The sequence below is a fragment of the Streptomyces sp. NPDC007095 genome (assembly GCF_040634475.1).
GTDB lineage: Bacteria > Actinomycetota > Actinomycetes > Streptomycetales > Streptomycetaceae > Streptomyces.
On record NZ_JBEYFS010000122.1, the window covers coordinates 1 to 21,909 of the forward strand.

A 21,909-nucleotide genomic window follows, 5' to 3' on the forward strand; every position below is an offset into this window, starting at 1 on the left:
TGTCTCCCTGTTGGGTGCCGTTTCGTTGGGTTTCGAGTTCCCCCACTTCGCCACCGGGGGTGCGGCGGCGCGGCTGGGGGTCGCGGAACACATCGCGCTGGCCGGCCAGCGAGGGCGCGCTGTAGCTGAGCTTGCCGGCGCCGTCGTTGTTGAGGGCCGAGCCGGTGACCACCGCGTAGACGGTGTCGCCGTCGCGCCGCGCGAGCCGCAGCGGTTTCAGCACCACCACGCCCACGCCGCTTGCGCCGATGGTGCCGCTGGCGTCGTCGCTGAACGGCCGGCAGTGTCCGTCCTTGGAGAAGATGTGCTGCGGCCGGTAGCGGTAGCCGTCGGTCAGCAGGGTGTCGACCAGCACTCCGCCGGCCAGCATCACCTCGGCGTCGCCCTGGCGCAGCAGTCCGGCGGCGAGGTGTACGGCCACCAGCGAGCTGGCGCAGGCGGCCTGCACGGTGAAGGCCGGTCCGGTCAGGCCCAGGTGGTAGGCCGCCTTGGTCGCGAGGAAGTCCTTGTCGTGGTGCAGGGCCATCTGGAAGCCGTCGGGCAGCTGTGCCGGATCGGCCTCGCGGAGCATGGACTGGAAGTAGGTGTTCTCGCCGCAGGTGGCGATCAGTCCGACGCGTCGTCCGGCCGGGTCGGCGATACCGGCGTGGGCCAGTGCCTGGACACAGCTCATCAACAGGTGGCGCTGCTGCGGGTCCATCAGCCGCGCTTCCTGCCGGCTGATGCCGAAGTGCTCCGGGTCGAAGGCCAGCAGCCCGGCCATCTGGCTGCGGGCGCCGACCAGACCGTCGGCGGCGTCGAAGTGCTCGATGCCGCGGCCGCCGCTGTCCACCAGGTCCCAGAAGGCGCCCAGGTCACTGGCCCCGGGCAGGCGCACCGCCATGCCGACGACGGCGACCGGCTCATCGGCCGCACCGGCCGGGTTCACGGCTGTGGTGACGGCCGTGGGCTGCCCCGCCGCGGTCGGCCGCCCTTCCAGAAAGCGTGCCAGGCGGCGGATGGTGACGTGCTCGAACAGGTCAGGGATGGTCAGCGGCAGCTCGTGTTCGGTGGTGCACCGCAGGTGAAAGCGCATCAGGTCGAGGCTGGAGGCGCCGGCGTCGAAGAAGCGCTGGTCGGGCCCGACCGGTTTGCCGATCACCGTCTCGAACAGCTCGGTGAGCTGCGCTTCCAGTGGGGACAGGCGGGGCGCGGTGGCGGCACGCGGGCTCAGCTCCTCACCGGGTGCGACCAGCGCCCGGCGGCGGTCCAGCTTGCCGCTGGGGGTGCGCGGCAGCACCTCCAGTCGACGGAAGCGGTGAATCCGCACGTAGGACGGCAGCAGCGGTGCCAGGTGACTCGCCAGTTCCTCCGGCGAGGGGCACGCGTCGCGGCACTGCAGACAGGCCGTCAACTGCTCGCCGTCGCGCACCACCACGGCGTTGACGATCTGAGGGTGTTGCAGCAGCGCGGCCTCGACCTGACCGAGCTCCAGCCGGTGGCCGCTCAGTTTGATCTGCTGGTCGTCGCGGCCCAGGTAGTGCAGCAGGCCCTGGCGGTCGAAGCGGGCCTGGTCGCCGGTGCGGTAGAAGAGCCCGAGGCCGGGCAGTTCCACGAAGCGGGCCTGGTTGAGTTCCCCGTCGCCCAGGTAGCAGGGCCAGACCATCGGCCCACCGATCAGAAGCCGGCCGGGGCAGTCCGGTGGTACGGCCTGGTCTGCCTCGTCGACCACGCGCAGCCAGGCGTTGGCCACGGGCAGGCCGATCGCCGGCCGGTCCGGCCAGTGCGCCGGGTCGCCGTCCAGGCAGAGGCTGCTGACGACATGGGTCTCGGTGGGGCCGTAGTGGTTGAACAGGCGCGCGCCGGGCATCCCGGCGAACCACCGGCGGATGGCGTCCGTGCACAGCAACTGCTCGCCGGCGGTGATCACCTCACGGAGCCGCGAGGGGTAACGGCCGAGGTGGACGGCGTGCTCCGCCAGGAGTTGCAGGGCGACGTACGGCATGAAGACGCGTTCCACGCCGGCCGACTCCAACTGGGCCAGCAAGGCCGGCGCGTCCTGCCGCCAGCCGGGCCGGACCAGGTGCAGACAGCCGCCGCCGCTCAGAGTGCCGAAGATCTCCTGGAAGGACACGTCGAAGGACAGCATGGAGAACTGCTGGGTGACGGCGGGCGCGGCCAGCCCGCCGGATTCGCTCTGCCACTGCATCAGGTTGCACAGGGTGCGGTCGGGCACCTGCACGCCCTTGGGCGTGCCGGTGGAGCCCGAGGTGAACAGGGTGTACAGCGGCCGTCGGCCCTCGTGCGGCGGCAGCGCGGGCGCGGCCGCGGTCGACAGGGTGACCGGGTGGCGGGGCAGGCCCTGCGGGGCGATCGCGTCGAGCGCGGCCTCGCCGCCTGGCGGCACGAGGACGCAGAGCGGCTCGGCCTGGTCCAGGATCTGGCGCAGCAGGGCCGGCGGATAGCCGGGGTCGAGCGGCACGATGGTGACGTTGAGCCGTGCCAGTGCGAGCAGCGCCACCACGTGTTCGACCGAAGGTGCAAGGTGGAGCGCGACACTGCGAGGAAGATCGTCTCCCGGCGGCGACGGCAGGCGCTCCAGGAGTTCGGCGGCCAGCGCCGCCGCGTGGGTGTCGAGTTCGGCATAGCTGAGGATGCGGCCGCCGGTCGCCAGCGCCGGTGCGGTGGGTGTCAGGCGCACCTGACGGGCGAAGCCCTCGGCCACCGTGCTGTAGGCCGGCTGCGCCGAAGTGCCGCGTCCGGGGTCGGCGAGGCTGCGGCGGTAGGGGGTCACCAGCTGGGACAGGGTGGCGTCCTGGTCCTCGGCCAGCCAGTCCAGACCCTCGCGGAACAGGGCGGCCATCGCCTGCACTTCGGGGGCGTCGAAGTGGTCGTCGGCGTATTCCCACAGACAGTCGAAGCCAGCCTCGTGCTCGACCACGGACAGCGTCAGCGGGCACTTGGCCTCGGCAGGCGCGAGCCATTCCGGGCGCACGGTGCAGCCCGGCAGCGCCAGCGCGGAGAAGTCGGTGTTCTCCAGTACGAACAGGAAGTCGAAGGGCGCGCCTTCATCGCGGGACTGCTGGTCGGCCAGTACGTCGGCCAGGGCCACCTCCTGCCGGTCCAGTACCGCCTGTGCGGCGGCACCGTGGCGCAGCAGCTGTGCGCAGAGCGTCTCGCGGGGCGCCATACTCATGGGCAACAGCACCGTGTTGGCGAACATGCCAACGCTGGCTTCGAACTCCTGTATGGGCCGATTGGCGACCGGGCTCGCGACACGCAGCCGCGAGCGGCCGGTCACGCCGTACAGACTCCAGGCGAAGACACCCAGCAGCAGCTGGAAGCGGGTGAGACCCAGTTCGGAGCAGAGCCGGTCCAGCGTGGCACGGCGTACCGGGTCGAGCGAGGTGCGCAGAAGCCGGCCCTCGGCGCGGACCGCGGAGCGGATCGGCTCCAACGGCGCCGCCACCGCCTGCTCCTCTTCCTCCGCAGCCGCGCCGTAGTGGGCACGCAGCTCGGCACGCTGCGTCAGGTAGCCGGGGCGGGTGAACCAGTCGGCCTGCCAGACGGCGAAGTCGAGCGGCGTCGGCACCACCGTCCCGGCGCCCTCGTCCCCGTGCGACACGGCCGCGTACTCCGCCGAGAGTTCGCGCAAGAGCACGTTGAGCGACCAGCCGTCGACCGCGATGTGGTGCAGGTGCAGCAGCAGCACGCCGCCGTCGTCCTCGGCCAGCCAGCTGGCCCGCAGCAGCCGAGGCTGCGCCAGGTCGAAGGGCGTGGCGAAGAAACGGCGGGCGTGCTCGCGCCGGCTCTGCTCGTCGTCGCCCAGGTCCGCCGGCGGCTCCGTCCACGGGTCGTAGGGCTCGGCCACCACCTGGCGCAGTCCCTCGGCGGTGGCTTCGAAGGCGGTCCGCAGCGCCGGATGGCGTACCACCAGCCGGTGCAGCGCACGCCGCAGCGCGGCGCTGTCGACGGTGCCGCGCACCCGGAAGGGCTGCCCGACGTTGTAGGCGCGGGACTGAGGGTCCTGCTGCTGGAGCAGCCAGAGCCGCTGCTGCTCGGAGGTGGCCGGCGCGGAGCGGGCGCCCGCGGGGGCGGACGGCGCCGGATAGGGCGAGTCGTCCGTGGCCAGGCCGGCCTCGATGGCGGCGGCCAATTCCGCGAAGTCCGCCCGCAGGACCATGCGCTGGGGCAGTTCGCAGCCCCAGCGTCGTCGCACCTCGAAGCGCAGGTGCAGCGCCTTGAGCGAGTCGCCGCCGCTCGCGATCCAACGGTCGTCCAGGCGCAGACCCGGTACGCCCAGGACCTGGCCCGCCAGCTCCAGCACCTCGTGCTGCCACTCCGTGGCGGCGGCCGCCGGACCGGTGGCCTCTGCGCGGCGCCAGGGCTGGTCGTCCCGCCGCAACAGAGCGGCCTGGTCGACCTTGCCGTTGGCGTTGAGCGGCAGCTCGTCGACCAAGTGGATCCGGTGCGGCCGCATGTACGGCGGCAGGCCTGCCGACAGGTGACGGTCGAAGTCGTCGAAGGAGAGGTCGGCCCCGAGCACCAGATAGGCCAGCAGCTCGTTGACACCCTGCTTCTCGTCACGACGGGTGCAGACGTAGGCGTGCCGGACCGCCGGGTGGGCCAGTATCTGCCGTTCCAGCTCACCCGGCTCGATGCGGAAGCCGCGGACCTTGACCTGTCGGTCGGCGCGCCCCACGTACTCGATAAGGCCGTCGGCGCCGCGCCGCACCAGGTCGCCGGTGCGGTAGTAGCGGTTACGGCCGCCGTCGTGCCAGGGGAGCCGTACGAAGCGGCGCACGGTCTCCTCCGGCAGATTCCGGTAGCCGGCCGCCAGCGCCTCGCCCGCGAGGAGGAGTTCGGCCACCTCGCCGGGCGCGGCCGGTCGTGTGCCGTCGACCACCAGCAGCGCCTCGGTACCCGGCAGTGTCCGGCCGATCGGTACGACGTCCCGGTCGAAGTCGCGCGGGATGGGGTGGCACAGGGCGAAGGTGGTGGCCTCGGTGGGGCCGTACACGTTGTGGAGCCGGGTGGTGCTGACAGCGTTGTCGCGGTACCAGCGGCGGATCAGCGGGGCGTTGAGCTGCTCGCCGCCGACCAGCACCTGGCCGATGCCGGCGAAGCAGTCAGGAACCCTGTCGGCGGTTGCGTTGAACAGAGCCACCGTCATGAAGAGCGTGTCGATGCGCTCGCGCAGCAGCTCGGCCGCCAGGAGGTCGGGTGTCTGCACGACCTCGTCACCGAGGATCACGCAGCAGCCGCCGGTCAGCAGCGGTACCCACACCTCGAAGCTCAGGGCGTCGAACGCGGGGTTGGACAAGCAGGCGTAGCGCGCCCCCTCGGGCAGCTCGATGTAGCCCGGCTGCGCCAGACGCAGGATGCCGGCGTCACGCACCTCGACGCCCTTGGGCCGGCCGGTGGTGCCCGAGGTGTAGAAGACGAAGGAGACCGGCGCGGCGGTGGGGGCCGGCAGGGGGGCGCCGACGGCGGCCGGACCGGCTTCGAGCAGGGCGGAAACCGCCAGCGGCGCGACGCCGCCGGGCAGGCCACCGGGTATCGCCTCGCCGTGGACCAGTGCCACGCTGCCCGAGTCGGCGAGGATGTGGCCGCGCCGCTCGAGTGGGCTCTGCACGTCGAGCGGTACCACCACCCCGCCCAGACGCAGGATGCCGACCATGGCGCAGACCAGTTGCCAGGACCGCGGCAGGCAGACCGCCACCGCCTGGCCGGGCCGTATGCCATGGCGGCGCAGGGCGTCGGCGACGGCGGCACTGGCGGAGTCGAGTGCGGCGTAGTCGAGGCGCCGTTCACCGTCGACGACGGCGACGGCGGTCGGGGTGCGGCGGGCCTGGGCGAGCACACTTTCCGCCAGGCCGGGGGCCGTGGATTCGGCCGATGCGGTCGATGTGGGTTCCATCATGCCCCCTGTGCCAGGTCTGCCTCGACATACCGGCCCTCGGCCGGTACCGGACGAGATGCCGGCCGACGGGCCAGCTCGGATCCGAGCAGCGCTGCGACGCGCGGTACCTCGGTGGATTCCAGGATTTCCCAGTGGTCGCAGGTGAGTTGCTCCACCAGGAGGCCGGCGTCGGCGCGACGGCGCCAGAAGTCCTCGGCCGCCTGCACCTCGGCGTCGTCGAGCCCCTTTGTGGCCTGCAACAGGACCGACCGGGCCGACGTGGACGGCGCCAGGTAGTCGCGCGCGGTCAGCCGGTTGTGGTTGTAGACGCGGAAGTACCGGTCGATCTGGTCGTCGTCGATACCGGGGTACATGCCGTTGAACTTGACCAGTTTCTCGCGGAACTCGGCCATGTCCACCGGCTCGATCTCGGCGCGCTCGGCGGCCTCGTCACTGCTCTGGGTGTCGAGGAGGACCACGCTCAGCTCGGTGTGCCCGGCCAGGGCCAGACGGCGTCCCATCTCGTGGGCGACCAAGCCGCCGAAGGAGAGGCCGGTGAGCACCAGCGGCCCGTCGAGCAGTGGTTCGATGAGCCGCAGGTAGCTGTCGGCCATGGCTTCGACCGTGGGCAGGAATGCCTCGCCGGCGTTCAGCCCCGGTGACTGGATGCCGTAGACACCGCAGTCCTCCGGCAGTGCCTTGGCCAGCGAGAGGTAGCAGAAGGCCGTGCCGCCGCCGGGGTGGATGCAGACCACGCGACGCGGACCGTCGCCCTTGCGGAACTCGATCAGGTTGCCGGGGGCCTGGGCCGAGGCTCCCTGCCGCAGGCGCCCGCCCAGCGCTTCGATGGTCGGGTGCAGCATGATGTCGCGGATCGGCAGCGTCTCGCCGAACGACTCACGGACGGCGTGGGCCAGTTTGATGGCGGAGATCGACGTCCCGCCGATGTCGAAGAAGTTGTCGTCGATGCCGATGTCGGCCTGGAGCAGCAGTCGGCGCCATATCTGATAGAGCGTCAGCTCGATGTGGTCGCGCGGGGTGGAGGTGTTGACCAGGGCGGGGCCGCCTGCCCGTGTTCGCTCCAGCAGCGCCTCGCGGTCGAGCTTGCCGTTGGCGGTCTGCGGCAGCCGCGGCAGCTCGACGAAGAGCTCCGGGATCATGTAGCCGGGCAGCCGCCGCGCGAGTGCGGCGCGATATTCGCTGGCCGGCCGCGGCGCGGCCTCACCCCGGCCGACCCCGGCCACCAGGCGCGTCTCGCCGTCCCGGTCGCGCTCGGCCAGTACCGCGGCTTCGAGAACACCCGGCTGATCGAGCAACGCGGCCTCGATCTCGCCGAGCTCGACGCGGAAGCCGCGCACCTTCACCTGGTGGTCGACGCGTCCGACGAACTCCAGCTGCCCGTCGGCATGCCACCGCGCGAGGTCGCCGGTGCGGTACATACGAGTACCGGGCGGGCCGTACGGATCGGCGACGAACCGCTCCGCCGTCAGCCCCGGACGGCCAAGGTAGCCGCGTGCCAGGCCCGCACCGGCGACGTACAGTTCCCCGCGCACTCCCGGCGGGACGGGCTGCAGGCGTGCGTCGAGCACGTACACCCGGGTGTTGACCATGGGAGTGCCGATGGGCGGGGTCACGGCTTCGGACAGCGGGGCGCTCATCGTGGCGCAGACAGTGGTCTCGGTCGGACCGTATGCGTTGATCATGCGACGGCCGGTCGACCAGTGCCCGACCAGGGCCGGCGGGCATGCCTCACCCGCCACGACCAGGGTCATCCCGTCCGGCAGGGCGTCCCCCGGCAGCACCGCCAATGCGGCGGGCGGCAGCGTGGCGTGGGTCACGGCGTGGCGGCGCACCACCCCGGCCAGCTCCTCGCCCGGCAGCAGCTCGTCCGCCGGCGCCATCACCAGCCGCGCGCCGGACAGCAGTGCCATGCACACCTCCCAGGTGGCGGCGTCGAAGCTCGGCGAGGCGAACTGGAGCACACGGCTGTCCGGTGTGACGCCCAGGCGCTCGACCTGGGCCGCCGAGAGGCCGGCGATGCCCGCGTGGGTGACGACCACGCCCTTGGGCCGCCCGGTCGAACCCGAGGTGTAGATCACGTACGCCGGGGATCCCGTCTGGAGCGGTGCGCTGCGGTCGGCGTCGGTCAGGTCGGTTGCGTCGGTCGTGTGCGCCGGGTCGGCCGCGTCGGCGGTCGCGGTGGTCCCGGCAGTGCCGGCAGACCAGCGAGTCCCGCTAGTCCCGCTAGTCCTGGAGAACGCGGGCGTCCCGATAGTCCTGGAAGGCCCAGCGGCCCCGGCGGTGCCGTCAGTCCCGCTGGTCCCGCTGGTCCCGGCGGCCCTGGTCGTCCCGGCCCCGGTCTCCTCGAGGACGAGAGGCTCGATCGTGTCGGGCAGGGTGGGCGCGGTGGCCGGGTCGGTGAGGACGCAGACCGGGCGGGCGTCGTCGAGCATGTACGCGATCCGCTCGGCCGGATAATCGGGGTCGACCGGCAGATAGGCGCCGCCGGCCTTCATCACCGCCAGGATCGCCACCAGCCACTGCACCGACCGGGGCAGCGCCACCGCCACCACCCGCTCCGGCCCCACACCCAGCTCCACCAGATGCCGGGCCAGCCGGTTCGCCCGCGCGTTCAGCTCAGCGTAGGACAACGACAGCGGACCGAACTCCACCGCCACCGCCTCCGGAGACCTGCGCACCTGCTCCTCGAAGAGCGCCGGGAAGCACCCCGCGGAGACCTCGCGCGCCGAGTCGTTCCACCCGTCCAGCAGCTGCACACGCTCCTGCCCGGACAGCAACTCCAGCGACGCCACCCGCCTTTGCGGCTCGGCGGCCATCTGGGTCAGCACCCGCCGCAGTTGCCGGCAGTGACGCTCGACCGTCTCGGTGTCGAACAACGCACCGGCGTAGTCCAGGGTGCCGACGATACGGTCGCTGTCCTCCGCCAGTGACAACGCCAGGTCGAACTTGGCCGCGGTGTACGGCGGATTCAGCGGCGCCACGTCGAGGCCCGGCAGACCCAGCTCGCCGCCCTCGGTGTTCTGCCAGGCGAACATCACCTGGAACAACGGCGTATGGGCCAGACTGCGGGCCGGATTGACCAGTTCCACCACCTGCTCGAACGGCAGATCCTGATGCGTCAGTGCCGACAACGTCACTCCGCGCACCCGTTTCAGCAGCTCAGCCACCGTCGGATCGCCGGAGAGATCCATGCGCAGTGCCAGGGTGTTGACGAAGAAGCCGATCAGTCCTTCCAGCTCGGTGCGACTGCGATTGGCCGTGGGCGTGCCGATCACCACGTCGGTCTGCCCCGACGACCGGGAGAGCACCAGCGCCCACCCGGCCAGCAGGGTCATGAAGAGGGTGCTGCCGTTTCGCCGGCTGAGCGCCTTCAGGGCGGCGGTGAGTTCCGCGTCGAATTCGAGCCGTAGCTGCCCGCCACGGTAGTCCTGTTCGGCCGGGCGCGGACGGTCGGTCGGCAGGTCGAGCAGTGCGGGCGCGTCCGCCAGAGCATCGCTCCAGTACGCGGCCTGCCTGGCTGCCGCGCCCTCGGACAGCCACTGCCGCTGCCAGGCCGCGTAGTCGGCGTACTGCACCGGCAGCGGCGGCAGCGGATCGTCCTTGCCCTCGCGGAACGCCGCGTAGAGCTCACCGAGCTCCCGGGTCAGCACACCGGTCGACCAGCCGTCCGACATGACGTGGTGGGCGGTGACCAGCAGGACGTGCCGGTCCGCCGCCAGCACCACCAGACGACCGCGGAACAACGGGCCCCGAGCCAGGTCGAACGGTGCGGTGGCCTCCTCCTGCTGCAGGGCGGCGAACCGGGATTCCGCGTCCGGCCGGCCAGCCAGGTCGTCTACCCGCAGCGCGAAACCCTTGCCGGGCGGGTCGACCCGCTGGAACGCCTCACCGGCCGCGGCGATCAAACGCGTACGAAGCGCCTCATGACGGTCGACCAGCCTGTCGAGCGCACGGGTCAGCGCGTCGCGGTCCAGCGGACCCCGCAGCTCGAACGCCAGCGGCATGTGGTAAGCCTCGCTGGCGCCCTGCATCTGCGCCAGGAACCACAGCCGCTGCTGGGAGAACGACGACACCAGCAGCCCCGCCCCGCTCGTCGGCGGCATGACGGCGGTGGTCTGCTGCGGCGTTGACCCCGCGTACGCGGAGGCCGGGTTGTGGAACGACTGGTTCGCGGGCAAGGCTGGCTTTTCCCCTCGGCAGGACGCCTGTGTTCAGGATGATCGGATGGAAAGTCGAAAGGGCGGGCCGCGGTCCGGCAGCCCCTGTCCGGGAATACGGGGGACACGAGCCGAGAAGATTGTTTCCGGGTGATGGGTCCATTCTGTCCACGCCGTCCATGCCGTGGACGGTGGCAGTCAGGAGTCGATTTTCCACGGGCTGTTTCGACCGGGCGGATCTCGGTACGGGTGCTTATACGCTCCGCGCGGTGCCGCACGCCGGCAGCGGTCCATTTCCGTGGGGCAGCGGAGGCCTGTCGCGGGAGTCAGCAGGGTGCGGGCGTCGACGGCCGTAACGATGACAGGGGGCAGTATGCCCGCCGACCCAGGGTGGTCATGGTGCCCCCGCCCCCTCTTCAACTGCGCTCGTACGGACAGGTCCGTGTGCGCGGAACCAACTCGGGAATCCGCTCTCGGACCCAATCGACACAGCGATCATTTATGGAACCCGAGTGTCTGTCAATTGGCGTTCAGGGCACATCGGTTGTGCGTTCGGGCAGAGTTGTGTCGGTGTAAGAGAATGACAGGTTTTCGGTGACGCCGACGGATCGGTCCTGGTTTGCGCGGCGGAACATTCGAGAGATCAAGCAGGACATTGCGTAAGGCGGTAAAGATCAGGCAGATTGATTTCTTCGGTCGGCGCGGGGTCGTCCCCAGCCGCAGTACCCGGGAATGCCCCCGCCGGGATTTCCCATGACGGTGACAGGATCTGCTCGATGCCCGATGTTCCGGCCAACTCACACGTCTCGGTCCAAGGCCGACCGGATACACGTCCCGCCTCCGCGGCGCAGAGCGGCATCTGGTTCAACGAGCTGCTCGACGACTGCGGCGCCGTGCACCACCTGTCGTTCGCCGTGCTCTTCGACGGCGACCTCGACGTCGCGGCACTGGAGCACGCCTGCGGCGCCGTACTGAGCAGGCATCCGGACCTCGCATCCGCCGTGGAGGACCGGGACGGAGCGCCCTTCCTGGTCCCCGCCGCGACCCGGCCCGAGCTGGTGATCGAGCAGCACAGCCGGGAAGCCACACGAAGGCACATCGTTGCCCCGTTCGACCTCGCCCGTGGTCCGCTGAGCCGCTTGGTGGTGCAGACGACAGGGCCGCGCGAGCACCGGCTGCTGGTCGTCGTCCACCGACTGGTCTTCGACCGCCGGTCCATGGAGCTGTTCGTGACCGACCTCGCCGCGCTCTACCGAGCGGAGGTCGAGGACGGCGAGCCCGGACTGCCGGAGCTCTCACCGGCGGAACCGGTCGGCAGCGAGGAGCAGCGGATCGCCGCCGCGTTGCCCCTCGCGCAGCGGTACTGGACGGACCACCCGTTCGATGACGACCTGCTGCTCCCCGGACTGGACCGGCCTGCCCGGGGAGTACGGAACGGCGAGTCGGTGGAGTTGCGGATACCGGGGGAGCTGCGGCAGAAGCTCCAAGACGTGGCGGACCGAATCGGCGTGACCCGGTACGAGTTGATCCTCGCGTCCCTGCACGCCGTCCTGTTCCGTTACGGCAACACCGCACCAGTCACGGCTCTCGATCTCGACACGCGCACCCCGGACCAGCAAGTACGCATCGGTGCCCACGTCAACGAGCTGCCTTTCTCCTCCGTCCCGGGGGGTGATATGCCGTTCGCGGACTTCGCCCGCGGGATCAGCTCCGGACTGCGGGAACTCCACCGGGTGCGCGACGTCCCGCTCGCACGCGGCAGAGCGGGGACGAAGCCGGGCCTGGCGTCGGCTTCGGTCCACCTGACCTGTCACCGGTGGACCGCCGCGCCGCACTTCCCCGGTGTCGTGGCCACGGTGGACCGGCTTCCCCTGGACTCTGTCGTTCGCCACACCCTGCACATCGCCCTGCTCGACGGACCTGACGGGCTCGACGCGGTATTCCAGTACCCGCCCGAGTCGCTCACCCGCGACAACGTCCGGAGCATGAGCCGGCACTGGCTGTCCGCACTCACCCACATCACGACCGCCCCGGACACCGCGCTGGCCGAACTTCCCTTGCTGGACCGGCAGGAGAGGGACCGGCTGCTCGCCGACCACAACGACACCGCCGTCGACCATCCGGTACGGGCCGTCCCGGAACTGTTCGCGGAGCAGGTCGCTCGCCGACCGGACGCCGTCGCCGTCATCCATGCCGACCGGCAGCTCACCTACGCACAGCTGGACGCCGCCGCGACACGGCTCGCCGACCGGCTGCGAAGCAAGGGCATCCGTCCAGGAGAACTCGTCGCGGTGCGGGCGAGCCGAACGGAGCGGCTCCTGATCGGTCTGCTCGGAGTCCTGAAGGCGGGTGCGGCCTACGTCCCGCTCGACGCGGAGTACCCGGCGGAACGGCTCGACTTCATCATCGCGGACTGCCAAGCCGTACTCGAACTGGGGGACGCCGAACTCGCGCCCGCCACCGAGGACCCCGGCGTGGCCGACCGGGCGGTCACCACGTCGCCGGCACCGGACGACCTGGCCTATGTGATCTACACCTCGGGCTCGACCGGCCGCCCCAAGGGCGTGCAGATCGAGCACCGGTCGCTGGTCAACCTGCTGCTGTCGATGCGGGACCTGCTGGACGCCCGGCCGGGTCACCGCTGGTTGGCGTCGGCCTCGGCGGCGTTCGACATGTCCGTACCGGAGCTCTTCCTCGCTCTGGTCACCGGCGGGACGGTGGTCATGGCGAGCGAGACCCAGACGCGTGACGGCTCGGCACTGCGCGAACTGATCGCTCGTCAGGAGGTCACCCACATGCAGGCGACCCCGACCGGCTGGGCGATGCTCCTGGACGCCGGCTTCGCCGCGCCCGGGATCACCGCGATCACCGGAGGCGAGGCCCTCCCCCTGACGCTGGCTCAGCGGTTGCGCCCCAAGGTCGGCAGACTCGTCAACCTGTACGGGCCGACCGAGGCGACCGTCTGGTCGATGGCGGACGAGATCGGTCCCGAGCCCGATCGGGTGACGATCGGCCGCCCGCTCGCGAACACCCGGGTCTACCTGCTCGACGAGCGCCTGACGCCCGTCCCCGAGGGCATCCCCGGCGACCTCTACCTCGCCGGGGCCGGACTCGCCCGCGGCTACCTCGGCCGGCCGGAGCTGGACCGCGAATGGTTCCTCCCCGATCCGTTCGGGCCGCCGGGAACCCGCATGTACCGGACCGGAGACCGGGTACGCCGACGCGGCGACGGACGGCTGGAGTTCCTCGGCAGGATCGATGACCAGATCAAGCTCAGGGGCTACCGGATCGAGCTCGGCGAGATCGAGTCCCGGCTGCTCGCTGTGCCCGGAGTGGACCAGGCCGCCGCGACGGTGCGGGAGGGCAGGCTGGTCGGCTACTACGTCGGCGGTGCGGACGGGGGCGAACTACGACGCGCGCTGGCGGCGTCGCTGCCGGCGTACATGGTGCCCGAGGCGTTCGTCGCCGTCGAGGCCCTGCCGACCACGCCGAACGGCAAACTCGACCGGTCGGCGCTGCCGTCGCCACCGGAGGCTGCCCCCGCGCCCTCGACGGGCTCCGGGAACGTGCTCGAAACGGTACGGCAGATCTGGTGCGAGGTGCTCAGAGTTCCCGAACTGGAAGACACCGAGAACCTCTTCGACCTCGGTGGTCACTCGATCACGATGACCCAGATCTCGGCGAGGATCCTCGACCGGCTGGGAGTCGAGGTGCCGCTGCACGCGTTCTTCGACGCCCCGACCGTCCAGGGCATGGCAGCGGTGGTCGCTGACCTGCGCGCGCAGAGGTGACCGGCCTGCCGAGGTCCGCCGTGCGGGAAACGCGGACCTCGGCAGGCCGCCGGTGCGCCCGCGCCCGGTTCTGTCCGCGACGGGCCGCTCGCCGGCACGGCGGTGTGGTCGGCACCGCCAGGCGTTGTCTCAGCTCGTGGCCGTCGCTGCTGCCACGCTCTGGGGGCGGATGTCCGACCAGTGCTCCTCGACGTGGTCGAGGCACGCCTGACGACTCGTGGCCGACAGGGCGACGGACCATCCCGCGGGCACGGCGGCATCGCTCGGCCACAGTGAGTGCTGCAGCTCGTCGTTGACCAGGACGAGGTACTGCGCATCGGAATTCTCGAACGGGTTGCTCATCGATCTGCTCCATGCTGCTCGGGGATGAGATGCGGACGCGGTCGGCCGATCCGCAGCGACTTTTTGGACCGTGCCACGGCCAGTCTCGGCCACTGGGGGACAGGGGGACTTTGGATCAGTTCTTGCTGAGCCCCCAGAACCGGGACTGTCCTAAAGATTGTCTATGCCCCGGTGTGGCCTAGATGGCATGAGGTGGGACCTCTGCCGGGAAGGATCACCATGGGGACCAAGAGCGAATCTCACCGACGGTCCCGCGTGATCCGCAAACGGACGAGCCGTTCCTCCGCTGCGGAGAGCAGCTCAGTCAACTCCGCGACTTCCATGCGAAGTTGCTCTACTCGCCCCTGGGCCGCAGCCTCCAGCCGCTGTACCTCTTCGATCAACGAGCCCACAGCCGCCCCCACCGTCCTGTCGAAGCGGTACCAGCCTGCTCCTCAGACTAGAGATACCCCGGTTCGCCCGTGGCGATGAACCGAGCCAAGGACCGTTCCAGCAGTTCCAGGAACTGACGCGGATCATCCGCCACTGTGTCGAGTTCCGGTTCATCCAGCGAGGCTGTCCGCGTCCGATGCACCGCTCCGTCGCGGCCGACGACGTAGGACCGGCCGCCCCCATCCGATCCGATCACCAACCCACCCGGCTCCTGCCTCGCAGCCACACGGACGGGCCCATCGGTCTTCCTTACGAGCTCACGCGAGAGCGTGCAGCGCTCGCCCTTTGCCGGTCCCGCCGCCCGGGCGTGGATCGAGCGGGCGCGCGGCACGGCTTTCACCAGCCGCGCCGAGGCCGCGCTGCGCGCCGTCGCCGAGCTGAGCGAGGAGGACGCCGAGGATCTGCTGGAGGCGTCGCTCGACATCTGGGCCGGTTCCCGGGCGGCGCTGGCGGGTGAGGGTATCGGACTCCTCGACGGTGGCCTCACGGAACCACCCTCGCGTCAGTGGCCGGCGGACCCCATGGACGCGTTCCGGGACACCGGGATCAAGGTCGTCACGCTCGACGACCTGGACGTCTCCGAGGGCATCGACACCTACCACCTTGCGGAGAACTACGGGATCTTCCCCGGGCAGACCAGGACGCGCGAGGGCCGGCCGATGCCGATGATCACGCTGTACCCGGAGACCGACGGCGCGGGGATCGAGGACCTGGAGCGACGTACCGAGTGGGAGCACTGGGGCCTGTACGGGATGCCGGACACCGACCCTAGCTGGCGGCTGAGGGCGAGGATCGCCGACCGCGCGCTGGCAGGCCTGGTGCACGTCGGCCCGGACGGAGCGGACGCCATCGAGATGTGGCGGGCGGCGGAGTCCGTGAGCATGCCGGAAGACTGGTGGGCGCTGCTCGACCAGCTGCAGCATGTCCTGGTCGTCGGCCCGGTCAAGGAGCCCGATCAGCGGGCGCTGCAGGCCGCCGGCGACGCGGGTGAGCTCCTCGCGGTCGTTGTCCGGGTGGAGTTCCACTGATCATGGTCTTCCACCCCAATCTCCCGTCCGAACGGCCCGCACTGATCGAGGCGTTGGCCGTGTGGGGGTGGGCCGTCGCGCACGGCGGCATCCCCCTCGGCTACGCCGCGCAGGCCCTGGCGGATCACCCGGCCGGCGAAGTGCAGGCGTGGCGCAGGGATATCTGTACGACCTGCGCCTTGACGAGTACGGGAACCTGCTCTACAGGGCGCTGGTCGACGTCGAGGTGGATGGTGGGTACCGGACCTTCACGAATCGCCGCAGGTGAGGCGGAGGGCGATCCCCTCCGCGGGGCTGAAGTGGGTCCACAGCCGGTTCGAGGTCCGCAAGACGTCGAGGGCGTCCGGGTGGCCGCGTGCCGCTGCCGCGTATTCGCGGGGCAGTCCGAGCTGGTCGAGGGCGGCGTGCAGCAGGTCGTCGGGGCCGGAGGGCGGCTCGGTTCCGACGCATTTTTTGTCGGCCGCGGGTTCAGCCCTGGCTTGGGGCCACTCCGGTCCGGTAGGCGAGGACGACGGCCTGGACGCGGTCACGCAGGTCCAGTTTGGTCAGGATGCGCGACACATAGGTCTTGACGGTCTCCGCGCTGAGTACCAGTTCCTCCGCGATCTCCGCGTTCGAGAGGCCCGCACTGATCAGCCTGAGCACCTCGTGCTCGCGCGGGGTGAGGACCTTCAGGCGTTCCCGCTCCTGCGCCGGGCCCGGCCCGGGGCCCGAGTCCGGGGCCGGGCCGTCCGCGGCCCGCACCCGGCCGGCGAACTCGCCGATCAGTGTGCGCGTCACGGCGGGCGCGAGCAGTGACTCGCCGCGCGCGACGGTTCGTACGCCGTTGACCAGTTCCGTCGGGTGTGCGTCTTTGAGCAGGAAGCCGCTGGCCCCGGCGCGCAGCGCCTCGTACACGTACGCGTCCACGTTGAATGTGGTGACCACGAGGATCCGTGTCCTGGCCGTCGCGCCGGGGCCGGCCAGTTGTCGGGTGGCCTCGATGCCGTCGAGGAGCGGCATCCGGATGTCCATCACGGCGACGTCGGGCCGCAGCGCCTTGGCCGCCTCGACCGCGGCGCGGCCGTCGGCTGCTTCGCCCACCACTTCCATGTCGGGCTGGGCCGAGAAGATCGTGACGTAGCCGGCCCGCACGAGGGCCTGGTCCTCGCAGATCAGGACACGGATCGGAGCGCTGGAGTCCGCCGGGGGGAGTGGCGGGAGAGCGGGTGGCGGAGGGGATCCTGCGGTCATGCGTCATCTCCGGTGGGGATACGGGCGCGGACCGAGAAGCCCCCGTCGGCGCGCGGGCCCGCGGTGAAGTCACCGCCAAACATACTGACGCGCTCGCGGAGCCCGCTCAGCCCCCGTCCCCCGGACACGTGGTGGGGCCTGGGCGCCGTGTGGCGGCCCTCGCCGGGAGAGCCGCCGCGTCGGCGGGCGTGATCGTCAAGACCGTCGTTGGCGACCTCGATGTCGACATGCTCGCGGCGGTAGCAGACTGTGACGTGGGTGGGCCGCCCGGCCGCGTACTTCAGGGCGTTGGTGAGGGATTCCTGGACGAGCCGGTAGATGGCCAGGTCCGCGCCGATCGGCAGCGGCACCCGCTCGCCCTCCTCGACCAGGTCGACGGGCTGGCCGCCCATACGGCTCTGCTCCACCAGGTCCCGCAGATCGCCACGGGCAGGCGCGCGACCGCCCGGCTCCGACCCGTTCGGCGCGGACTGGCCGGTGGCCTCGAGCACGTCGAGCAGGTAGCGCAGTTCGGCAAGCGCGCGCCGTCCGGTCCCGCTGATCGCGTTCATCGCCTCGGTCACCCGCTCCGGGGAGTCGAGGAGGAACTGCGCGGCGTCGGACTGCACCACCATCGCGGTGACGTGGTGGGTCACCACGTCGTGCAACTCCCGTGCCAGGCGGCTTCGTTCGGCTTGGGTGGCGGCCAGCGCGGCGAGTCGTCGCTGCTCGGCCTCGGCCGCCCGGCGGCCCCGGACGACGGTGCCCGCGCCCCAGAAGGCGGCCAGCACGAGAGCGAGGACGGCATAGTCCTCCAGCCGTAGCGGCGATCCGAGCGCGCGCAGGACGGCGCACCAGAGAGCGTACGCCGCCACGGCGGGCACGATCAGCAGCCGCCGCCCGCGCTCCGCGTGCGCGCCCACCGAGTACAGAGCCAGGTACAGCCCCGAACCGGCGAACGACTGCGGCAGCCCCAGCGACTGGTACCCCCCGAAGCACAGGCCCACCAGCGCGAGACAGAGCACGGGGCGGCTGGTACGCACCGCCAGCGGCAGGGTCTGCCCCAGCGCCAGCAGCACCGCGAGCACGGGCGCGTGCCGGGTCGGCAGGTCGCCGAACTGGACACCGATACCGGCCAGCGGCTCGGCGAAGGACAGCACGGACAGCACGAGAGCCAGCTCCCGGTCCCGGGCGCCCCGCGGGCGCCCGTGCCACCACACGGCCCAGGTCCGCCACCGTCCCTCGCACTCCGCTGCCGTGCGCGCGGCGCGGGCGCGGAGACGGGACGGGGGTGCCGGGCGGGGCGGGCCGACGGGCTCCCGGGCCGCGGGCGTCCCGGCCGGTCCGCGGACGCCGGGCGCTCCGGCTGCTTCGTCCGGTCCAGGTGACAGCGTGCTCTTGGTGCTGTCGGAGTTCACGGGTCTCACTGTGGTCCTACGGATACGGCTGTGGCCCGGTATGGGCGGGCACGGCAGGGACGGGGGCAGACGTACGTCCGCCAAACGTATCCCCACCCTGATGACACAGGCATCCCCCGTGAGTGGACACCGCGGGGTGCCCCGCGCGAGGGACAACACCCCGGGAAGTGCCCACTCGGCGGTGACGATCTCGGCCCCTCCCCGCTCGTAGCTTTCTTGCCGTGCCGCACCGGAGCACACCCGCACCGGGTCCACGAGGAGTCGGCCCACGAGGAGGACGCCATGTCACAGTCGAGCGAGCAGCCGAATCTGACGCCGCAGCCGGAACTGTCAGCTCCGTCGGAGAGAGCCCACGAACAGCACACGGTCCGCAAGCCGCGTTCGGTGCGCTGGGAGTCCGCCTGGGTGCGGCTGCCGGTGCTGTTCGTACTGCTGCTGGCAGTGGACTGGCTGACCAGCCTGATCAACGGCGCGGCCGACGCGACCCCGGTGACCGGACTGCTGTCGGGTGTGGCGACCGCGGGCCTCGCGCTCGGCGCGTACGTGTGGCTGGTGCGGCGCCTTGAGGGACGCCGGAACCCAGCCGAACTGCGGCCGGCGGAGGCTCGGTCCGGGCTGCGCACGGGCGCGTTGCTCGGACTCGGAATGTTCTCGCTCGTGATCGCGGTGATTGCGATGGGTGGCGGCTATCACCTGGAGGGATGGGGGACGTTCGGCGGGGCGCTGACGACGCTGGGTCTGATGACCTGCGTGGCGGTGACGGAGGAATTGGTCTTCCGTGGCGCGCTGTTTCGCATCCTGGAGGAGAAGACCGGCACGTGGGGCGCGCTGGCGGCATCGGGCGTGCTTTTCGGGGCGCTGCACCTGGTGAACCCGGATGCCACGGTGTGGGGCGCGCTGGCCGTCGCCATCGAGGCGGGCCTGCTGTTCGGCGCTGCCTACGCGGCAACCCGCTCCCTGTGGCTGCCGATCGGGCTGCACCTGGGGTGGAACATGGCGGAGGGCGGCGTCTTCGGCACCACCGTCTCCGGATCCGACGTGAACCACGGCAGCCTGTTCACTGCCTCGGTGAGCGGCCCCGAGGCGCTGACCGGCGGCGCGTTCGGGCCCGAGGCCGGGCTGGTGGCCATCGTGGTCTGCCTGATCCCTGCCATCCTGTTCCTCCGCGAAGCCAAGCGCCGGGACCGCTTCTACACCCGCCGCGGCCGACAGCCAGCGCAGACGGCGCCCCAGCGGTGACCGGTAGGCATGGCGGCAGGGCCCGGAATCGAGAAGGATTCCGGGCCCTGCCGCCATAGTCATGCGCAACTGCTCTAAGGCGGCGGGAAACGCCCCGCCGATCTCGGGCGGGCCGTGGTCTGGCATCGGGCTCTTCCCTGGACTCGTATCAGGCTTGTCATCACCCTTCACAGCCCAGGTCCCTGGCGCCACACGCGAACTCCCAAGAAATCCGGTGGTGTGCGTGCGATGCGTCCGCGCTCGACCCTCCTGCCAGCGGTAGAAGAAGATCAACGCGGTGCCAGCCTCGCCTCCAGCGTCTTTGCAGCGGGTGCCTCTTCGGGCTCGGCAACGGAGTGCTCGACAGTCCGGCCGTTGCGCAACAAGGGGGTGCCAGGGGTCCGGCGTACTCGTACGCTCACTCAACGTACGAGTACGCTGCCCTCAGTACCGCTCGTCGCACGCGTGCGAACGATCCGCCGGCACCGAAGGCCATATCGGCGAAGCGTTCGCCGATATGGCGGTGGGTGGCGGCGTCCGGGTGGAGCTGGTCGGGCAGGGGCAGTTCCGTGTGGTCTGCCTCGCCGTAGAGGTCGCGGCCGTCCAGGTAGTGCAGGTTGGGGGTCTTCGGCCGCCCGCTGCTTCACGATGCGGGACAGCTCGTCGCGGATGACGCTCAGCGTCAGCTTCCCGGCGGCGTGTTCGGCAGGATCGCCCGTAGCGATCAACCGCAGCTTTCCGGCGCTGAGGGCTTTGGAGTCGAACGCCACGGGGCCCGGGGTGTCCTCGTGAATGGGGCACAGGATGGGTGAGACGACCAGCAGTGGTGTGTTGGGGTGCCCCTCGCGGATGGTGTCGAGGAAGCCACGCGTTTTGGGTCGTTTGTTGTTGGTAGTGGCTGTCGCGGGCTCGGGCTTGGTGGCGTCGTCGCCAGTGGGACCTGCGGAGCCGGTGCGCGGGGTTGTGGACGAGCGGGACGGCCAGATGGGTCAACAGGTACTGGATCGCGTTGCAGGTCAGCGGGATCAGTTTGTCGGGGCTGGCTGTCGAGCGTGTTCATGGGCGGCGGTGACGGTGTGGCATGCCTGGCATGCCCGGTATGTCCGGTGATGGTCCGGCAGTTCTTCCGAGGCAGGCCGGACAACCGCCCCAGCACCAGCGACTGTGCCCGCTGCCGCGGTTCCACCCGCGCGAAGCGCCCTGCGATCCGGCCCATCCGGCCCTCGAAGCTGCTCAGCCAGTGGGGTCTACGCCATGCTCTGCGGCCACCGCCTGATCTTCGTTTGTCCACACACCACCGATGATCACCGGTGGCCATACCCGTCTCCGCACCGCCCCTGACCAGCCCAGTCGGCGTACTGGGAGCTGTCCGGCCGATCATGTGGCGGGGCCGCGGAGCCCCTTGCCGGCCCAGCCGGTGGACGAACCGTCGGCTGGGCCGGTGGGGCGGGTCGGGGTCAGCTGGTGGTGAAGTAGTGGCCGTCTTCGAGATCGGCGATCAGGCCGGGGTGGACCGGCTCCCAGTCCAGCAACTGCCTGGTGTCCGTGTTGGGCATCGTGATGTCGAGCGTGATGAACGGGAAGCCCTTGAAGTGGTCCGCGGCCTGCTCGGCGGGGATGCTCACGGCCGGGACGTTCAGGTGGCGGCCGATGTTCTCGGCGATCTCCCGCACCGGGATACCCTCTTCGGTCGCGGCGTACAGCTGGGATCCGGCCGGGGCCTTGTCCAGCGCGAGCCGGAAGAGGCGGCCGACGTCCAGGGTGTGGCCGGCGGCCCAGCGGTTGGCGCCGTCGCCGATGTAGCCGGAGACGCCTGAGGCGCGGGCGATCTTGATCAGCCTGGGAATGAAGCCGTGCCGGTCCCGTGTGCTGTGGGTGACCGGCGGGACCGCGACCAGCATGGCCCGCACGCCCTGCTCGGTGAACCCGGCGATCGCGCGCGCGACGGCGGAGCGGGGGTTGGCGTTGATCGCCGCGTCCCGCTTCGCGTCGCCGGTGTGCGTCAGGCCGACGCCGATGAGGGTCTTGCCCGTTCCGGCCAGCGCGTCGCCGAGTGTGCGCGCCACAGTCAGGTCGGCGGTCGCCGCAGCGGCGAAGTCCTGGGGGGATACGGCGTCATGGTTGAACGCGAGGTGGATGACCGCGTCGGCGTCGGCCGCGGCCTCGCGCAGGCCGTCCAGGTCGGCGATGTCGCCGCGGCGCACCTCGGCGCCCAGGGTTTTGACGGCGTCGGCCGAGGCGTCGGACCGTGCCAGGCCGACGACCTCGTGTCCGGTCTGGATCAGTTCGGGCAGCACGGCCGATCCGATGTGGCCGCCGGCGCCGGTGACGAATACACGCATGAGTGTCTCTCCAGGACGGGGCGCTCCGCCAGGGCGGAGCCCAGTGATGTGACTTGGTACCGTCACC

Annotated in this window: 9 protein-coding genes and 1 pseudogene; 3 read left to right on the plus strand and 7 right to left on the minus strand. The window is 71.0% G+C overall.

Features of this window, described 5'->3' with window-relative positions; translation table 11 throughout:
- Positions 1-5,902, minus strand: a 5,902-nt coding sequence (locus tag ABZ656_RS34015; protein ID WP_360273127.1) for an amino acid adenylation domain-containing protein, incomplete at its 3' end; no start/stop codon positions are given.
- On the minus strand, positions 5,899-10,080 hold the full coding sequence (locus ABZ656_RS34020) for an amino acid adenylation domain-containing protein (RefSeq protein WP_360273130.1): 4,182 nt from the start codon (positions 10,078-10,080) through the stop codon (positions 5,899-5,901). The genes ABZ656_RS34020 and ABZ656_RS34015, both read right to left, overlap by 4 nt.
- 755 nt (positions 10,081-10,835) lie before the next feature.
- Here ABZ656_RS34020 and ABZ656_RS34025 point away from each other — a divergent pair.
- The gene (locus ABZ656_RS34025; protein WP_360273133.1) at positions 10,836-13,850 is read left to right on the plus strand and encodes an amino acid adenylation domain-containing protein; all 3,015 of its coding nucleotides are present in this window, start codon (positions 10,836-10,838) and stop codon (positions 13,848-13,850) included.
- A gap of 129 nt (positions 13,851-13,979) precedes the next feature.
- Here ABZ656_RS34025 and ABZ656_RS34030 read toward each other — a convergent pair whose 3' ends face one another.
- Entirely contained in the window at positions 13,980-14,192 is a 213-nt protein-coding gene (locus ABZ656_RS34030; RefSeq protein WP_101403281.1) for an MbtH family protein, read from the minus strand.
- A gap of 701 nt (positions 14,193-14,893) precedes the next feature.
- Between ABZ656_RS34030 and ABZ656_RS34035 the strand changes: the two genes are divergently transcribed.
- Positions 14,894-15,652, plus strand: coding sequence for a hypothetical protein (locus ABZ656_RS34035; protein WP_360273136.1), 759 nt, complete (start codon positions 14,894-14,896; stop codon positions 15,650-15,652).
- A 468-nt stretch (positions 15,653-16,120) separates the two neighbouring features.
- Here the strand turns inward: ABZ656_RS34035 and ABZ656_RS34040 are convergent, their stop codons facing one another.
- Both ABZ656_RS34040 and ABZ656_RS34045 read right to left on the minus strand, forming a co-directional pair.
- Positions 16,121-16,885 carry a response regulator transcription factor gene (locus ABZ656_RS34040; RefSeq protein WP_360273139.1) on the minus strand — a complete coding sequence of 255 codons (765 nt, stop codon included), beginning with the start codon at positions 16,883-16,885 and terminating at the stop codon, positions 16,121-16,123.
- Complete coding sequence (locus tag ABZ656_RS34045; protein WP_360273142.1) at positions 16,882-18,282, minus strand: histidine kinase; 1,401 nt, start codon at positions 18,280-18,282, stop codon at positions 16,882-16,884. The genes ABZ656_RS34040 and ABZ656_RS34045 overlap by 4 nt, the downstream gene beginning before the upstream one ends.
- Positions 18,283-18,564: 282 nt before the next feature.
- Between ABZ656_RS34045 and ABZ656_RS34050 the strand changes: the two genes are divergently transcribed.
- Entirely contained in the window at positions 18,565-19,521 is a 957-nt protein-coding gene (locus tag ABZ656_RS34050) for a type II CAAX endopeptidase family protein (RefSeq protein ID WP_101403284.1), read from the plus strand.
- Positions 19,522-19,918: 397 nt separating this feature from the next.
- Here ABZ656_RS34050 and ABZ656_RS34055 read toward each other — a convergent pair.
- Positions 19,919-20,366: pseudogene (locus ABZ656_RS34055) on the minus strand (hypothetical protein); the annotation flags it as partial.
- Between the two features lie 591 nt (positions 20,367-20,957).
- Positions 20,958-21,842, minus strand: coding sequence for an SDR family oxidoreductase (locus ABZ656_RS34060; RefSeq protein ID WP_101403285.1), 885 nt, complete (start codon positions 21,840-21,842; stop codon positions 20,958-20,960).
- Between the last annotated feature and the right edge of the window lie 67 nt (positions 21,843-21,909).

What these genes read in the sequence shown, in the direction of transcription:
- ABZ656_RS34025 (WP_360273133.1), top strand. Translation starts at nt 10,836, where the DNA reads ATGCCCGATGTTCCGGCCAACTCACACGTCTCGGTCCAAGGCCGACCG.
- ABZ656_RS34030 (WP_101403281.1), bottom strand. Translation starts at nt 14,192, where the DNA reads ATGAGCAACCCGTTCGAGAATTCCGATGCGCAGTACCTCGTCCTGGTC.
- ABZ656_RS34040 (WP_360273139.1), bottom strand. Translation starts at nt 16,885, where the DNA reads ATGACCGCAGGATCCCCTCCGCCACCCGCTCTCCCGCCACTCCCCCCG.
- ABZ656_RS34050 (WP_101403284.1), top strand. Translation starts at nt 18,565, where the DNA reads ATGTCACAGTCGAGCGAGCAGCCGAATCTGACGCCGCAGCCGGAACTG.
- ABZ656_RS34060 (WP_101403285.1), bottom strand. Translation starts at nt 21,842, where the DNA reads ATGCGTGTATTCGTCACCGGCGCCGGCGGCCACATCGGATCGGCCGTG.